The sequence below is a fragment of the Shewanella sp. 10N.286.45.A1 genome (assembly GCF_041470405.1).
Lineage (GTDB): Bacteria > Pseudomonadota > Gammaproteobacteria > Enterobacterales > Shewanellaceae > Shewanella.
The window spans coordinates 1-5,140 of record NZ_JBFRMK010000389.1 but is presented as its reverse complement, the minus strand read 5'-3'; the positions used below and the strand labels follow the sequence as shown (position 1 = coordinate 5,140).

The 5,140-nt window shown below is 43.2% G+C and carries 4 protein-coding genes and 1 pseudogene; 1 reads left to right on the top strand and 4 read right to left on the bottom strand.

Going from position 1 to position 5,140, the window contains the following annotated elements; translation table 11 throughout:
* Window positions 1-19: 19 nt before the first annotated feature.
* The 3 genes from AB4238_RS21760 to AB4238_RS21750 form a co-directional block, all read right to left on the bottom strand.
* Window positions 20-2,212: a lipoxygenase family protein gene (locus AB4238_RS21760; RefSeq protein ID WP_372030774.1), complete on the bottom strand. Its 2,193-nt coding sequence runs from the start codon at window positions 2,210-2,212 to the stop codon at window positions 20-22.
* Between the two features lie 166 nt (window positions 2,213-2,378).
* On the bottom strand, window positions 2,379-3,068 hold the full coding sequence (locus tag AB4238_RS21755) for a pseudouridine synthase (protein ID WP_372030775.1): 690 nt from the start codon (window positions 3,066-3,068) through the stop codon (window positions 2,379-2,381).
* Window positions 3,069-3,105: 37 nt separating this feature from the next.
* A complete protein-coding gene (locus tag AB4238_RS21750; protein ID WP_371995150.1) occupies window positions 3,106-3,636 on the bottom strand; it encodes a type II secretion system protein in 531 nt (176 codons plus the stop codon).
* 277 nt (window positions 3,637-3,913) lie between these two features.
* On the opposite strand from AB4238_RS21750, the gene pyrC reads away from it, so the two are divergent.
* Entirely contained in the window at window positions 3,914-4,951 is a 1,038-nt protein-coding gene (gene pyrC / locus AB4238_RS21745; protein WP_372030776.1) for a dihydroorotase, read from the top strand.
* 45 nt (window positions 4,952-4,996) lie between these two features.
* On the opposite strand, the pseudogene AB4238_RS21740 reads toward pyrC, so the two are convergent.
* Window positions 4,997-5,140 (bottom strand): annotated as a pseudogene (locus AB4238_RS21740) (IS4 family transposase); the annotation flags it as partial.

Sequence of the window (5,140 nt, the reverse complement as noted above, 5' to 3'; positions counted from 1 at the left end):
ATCCTTAATGGAATTGCGATTAGATGCTGATGCTATTAGGGATCATCGAAGGTAACTGTAATAAATATGGAAAAGGCCGAGTTTTATTACGCTGGTAAATGTCCATTTCGACTTGGTTTAACTCCATTTGAAAAGCTGTAACTAAAGGCGCTACCCGTGGGTCGGCAAAGTAACTTTGACGTGGATCCGCACTATAATGCCCCAATTTATCAAACTGTACATTACTCAATAAGTAACCAAAAGAAGCTTGATAAAGCGCGACATCCAGTGGCGGCAACCAATTTAGATGACTATCTGCAGCAAGCGTATCACTGGCTTTCGGCGGCTTAGCGTATAAGGTACCTGACACACTAGGTATGTATGACATCAAAGGGTATTGCGCATAATTAACACTGGCGTGTTGGGCACTTGCAGTATAGATAATCAGCGAGACCACTTGCACTAAATAGTCGAAACTCTCAATTCTAAATGGCATTGCAGAGTCACCAGTCTCTACCAAGCCAAGCATCCCCTTAATCCCCGCATATTTAGGATTAACCATTTCATTAATCCAACCTTGAAGTTCGGTGTCTTGCAACAAGCTTTGCAGCCTCTGCTCGTCATTATCGCCTTGGTAGTACAAAGCCAGATATGTTTTCACGAAGCCAACAATTGCCTGCCAATTGTCTAAGGTGTCATCCCTAAAAGGAAAATCTTTGAGCTCTATATTACTCACCCCTCGTTGCTCAAATAATTTAGTTGGCAACTGCTCATCAAAGCGCCACTTATCATGGGCATCAACCAATATTTTGCCCACACTTTGATGATCAGGTGACAAGACAGATGCAACAACGCCTCCAGGTACAATTAAGCTATGAATGGCACTATCGTTTATCTGGATGGTGAATCGAAAATGAGGTTTTAATAACACATGTATAGGATGGACCGCTGGCAATTGTCGGTTAGCCGCCAGAATCATCGGCTCAACCGTTAAGTGGCAGGCACCAAGGTGAGCCACCACTTCATGCTGTATCGCACAGGCATTCTGAATATAGCTCTTCGCGACAGTCCACTTGTTTCGATGACCGTCACCATTAGCAAAATAGTCGTTCGGAGTGTAAATAGGCGCGGTCTCGCTATCATGTTGTTGCGCTAACTGAATAGCAACAGGTTGCATTGCACCACTGCTAGGGTAACCACTTTCAGGTTTAGGTGAATTATTCCAGTAAAAGACAGCGATTGGCGCCGCTGGGTAGCGCTCTAACTCATGCAACTGACTGCCTTCAATATCTGCAAACTGTTCATAGTCAACGGCATAGAGCAACCCTTTATCAGCGGCTAACGACAGGCTCATTTCAGGATCACCAATCACCGACTGTAACATGGCGTCAGTTAACGGTACTTTTTGCAGCAGATCAGCCAGCACAATGACATTTTTAGCAAAACTATTACTTAACTGAACACCTTTCAAATTGGTGGTATTGAACCCTGCGATTTGCATATAACCAAAATACCAATCCTGTTGCCAGTGTTCCGTTGCTGCGCACTTTGGCATCCAAGTTAATGCTTCAATAGCTAAATTTTGTGGTGTCGGTAACAGTGACAGAATATCTTGATAATTTGAATCGGCTTTTGCTGTTAAGTAATTCCGCCCACCTGAAGTCGCTAAGGTCTCATAAAGAGTACTTTTCAAAAAGGCGGTTGCCCCCTGTTTTTCAAAGTCACTAAAAACCACCTCTAAACCTGACACCAGCTTTAATACATCAGCAGGAACTTGAGCAATACCGCGTATAGCGGCTTCTAGCTCTTTTGGAACCCGAGATAAAGCCTGCAATAACTTATAGAATTCTGAGATATCTTTGATCATATTTAACCGACTATGGTGCTCACCATCTATCTGCTGTTTAATTTCAGCATAGGCAGTCTCGACCTCATCAATAGAGGCTATTACCTCTGTGGGAAGATCGTCGATAATTTCTTGCTTCAATAAGCTCACGACCACATGCTTAAAGTTATTAACCAATGGCATGAATGTCTGTAAAACCATAAACTCATATTCAGCTGAAAACCCTTCGCCTTTCGGGACGCTAGCAGAAATAGGTAACGGTTCTAAGTAACTGAACATATAGTTATATTCGGTTTTTGATAACGATAACTCAAAGCTGCGCTGCTTTTGATTTTCGGCAGTGTCGTATTGTGGAAGTGTCGGAGTAGTGCGATTAACCTGAAGCATATATAACCCTATCTATCTGTTAGTATGACAAATATCTAAATTTGTACGAACTATAGATAATTAAGGCTATGCTAATTTCTAAGCAAACGAGTTATTCTCATCATGAAAGGTTTTGATATTAGGTAAAACGACATTTTAACCCTATAGGTCAAACAAAATTGGCGAACTAAGCCAAGAACATGGCGACCTCTTTAGCGGTTAAAAAGCGCCAATCACCTACGGTAACATCAAGCTGTAATTCACCAATTTGTTCTCGGTGCAAACCATTGACACGATTCCCCACGGCGGCGAACATACGCTTTACTTGATGGTAACGCCCCTCAGTAATCGTCAGTAGCACTTCATGATGATTAACTATTGCCAGCTTAGCAGGAGCTGTGAGCTGTGTTTCATTTTGTAGTTGTACTCCCGTCAAAAATCTTGCCGCAACATCCGCCCCAATGGGATCACGCAGCGTCACTCGATAGGTTTTTGGGCAGTTTTTTTCAGGCCTAATGATTTCAAATGACCAGCGACCATCATCAGTCAATAACACTAAACCTGAGGTATCAGCATCTAATCGACCAACAATATGCAGATCTTCTGCGCGATCTAGATCTATACAACGAAACAAACTAGGGTAATCACCGTCGACATTAGAGCTCAAAGTGTTGAGTGGCTTGTGCAGCATAATGTAACGTGATGGCCGAGCGAAAAGACGCTCTCCTTGCCAAAGAATACTATTATTCTCATGCACCTGAAATCGAGCTTCGGTGACTATGCAGTCGTTTACACTCACCTCTCCAAGCTCAATACATTGAGTAGCTGCAGCTCGACTCAGGTCAGTGCTTTTACATAAAAACTTATCTAAACGCATACACAGTGAAGCTCATCATTCATTAAACGGCGACGGCCTAGCAACCGTCGGTTAAATAGCTCACAGTATATCGTGTAGCTGAATTCCCGCCCGTACCACCCGGCTCACTATACCGTAGGTAACAGGCTTCATCATCACTAGGTAAAGACTCCCCTTGCACTAGATCATATCCTATTTGAACTCGACTAGAGTTACTTGCGCTATCACAACCACTGCCAAAGCAAACTACAATAGAGTCGCCAATATCAACCATATCAAGGATCCCTAGACCGCTCTCGGGCCATGCTTCAGGGTAACCATATTTCAGTTCAAAAATCCCAGCAGGGATCTCAACAAAAGGAGGGTTGCTCGCTGAGCTACGGGCTTGCTCTGCTGCGCCTTCTATTTGTGCTTTTAAATAAGTTTCATCAGCAGCAAAGGTCATAGCAGCACCAATACCCTCTAACGCGCTAATCTTAGCATCACGGGATAAACTGATAAATTTTGGCGCAGCCACAACAGCGAGAATGCCCAGTATAATGATAACTACAACCAGCTCAATCAACGTAAATCCCTTTTGTTTACTCATACTTTATCCATCCTGAAAGTTGTTAAATTTAGCTATTTGGGTGACAGCCTTTCACTATTTTAACTGGTAGTTAAACACAATACAGCAAAGGGTATATAGCGTTATGTTAACTAATAGCATTTTTAAGTGCTGCACCTTATGAGGTTATAGACCATTAGGTTATTGGTTATCTATCGCTGTGCCTATTAAGCAATTACGATTTCAGGCATAATAGCGCTCGCAAAAAATAGATAATAAAGCTCCCTAATACTTTGTCGTAAACGCTTAGGAACCCTACATGACGCAGCTAACTATAATTACACCTGACGATTGGCATCTTCATTTCCGTGATGGAGATATGTTGCAAGAGACCGTACCTGCAACAGCAAGATTATTTAATCGCGCTATCGTAATGCCAAACCTTTTACCTCCGGTGACAGATGCGAAGCTTGCCATTGCATACCGTGAGCGTATTTTAGCTGCTCGCCCAGCAGGTTCGACTTTCGAGCCTTTGATGACAATTTTTCTCACCAACAACACCACAGAGCAAGACATCATTGATGCTAAAGCTGCAGGAGTTGTTGCGGCTAAGCTATATCCAGCAGGTGCGACTACCAACTCAGATGCTGCAGTAAAAGCACTTGATGCACTATTCCCTGTATTTGCAGCGATGGAAAAGCATGGCCTACTGCTACTCGTTCACGGTGAAGTGACCGAAGCACATATCGATATTTTTGATCGTGAAGCCCTCTTTATTGAACGTTATCTTGCCCGTATTGTTGATGCATTCCCTGGGCTAAAAGTGGTGTTTGAACATATCACCACTAAAGATGCTGCAGACTTTGTGATGTCAGCGGCTGATAATGTTGCGGCGACGATAACCCCACAACACCTATTGCTAAACCGGAATGACCTGCTTGTTGGCGGTGTGCGTCCGCACAATTTCTGTTTACCCGTACTTAAACGCAGCACTCATCAAGAAGCACTGCGTGCTGCTGTAGCCACTGGTTCAAGTAAATTCTTTTTAGGAACTGATTCAGCACCACACGAAAAACACCGTAAAGAATCAGCCTGTGGTTGCGCGGGTTGCTACAGTGCATGGAGCGCATTAGAACTATACGCCCAGGTGTTTGACGATTTAGGCGCGCTGGACAAGCTTGAAGGCTTTGCCAGTACTCATGGCCCTGATTTCTATGGTTTACCGCGTAATACTGGCAGCGTCACCCTAGTAAAAGAAACTTGGACAGTACCGTCTGAGATCATTTTGCCAAACGGTAACCCAATAGTGCCATTCTTCGCTGGAGAAGAAGTTAACTGGAAAGTAAAAACAGTCTAATTTCAAAAGCATTAATATAGAAGCCCGCTAACTGCGTAATGCCGTTCACTTAACGTGAACGGCTTTCTTTTTTATGGGATATCGGTCCTTTGAACACTTCAACACTCTAGGGTAACTACGCTCCCTTTTCCCCTCTAAAATAAACTGCTTAGCATTCTTTTCGATATCAAAGATTACCTTAGGGATATT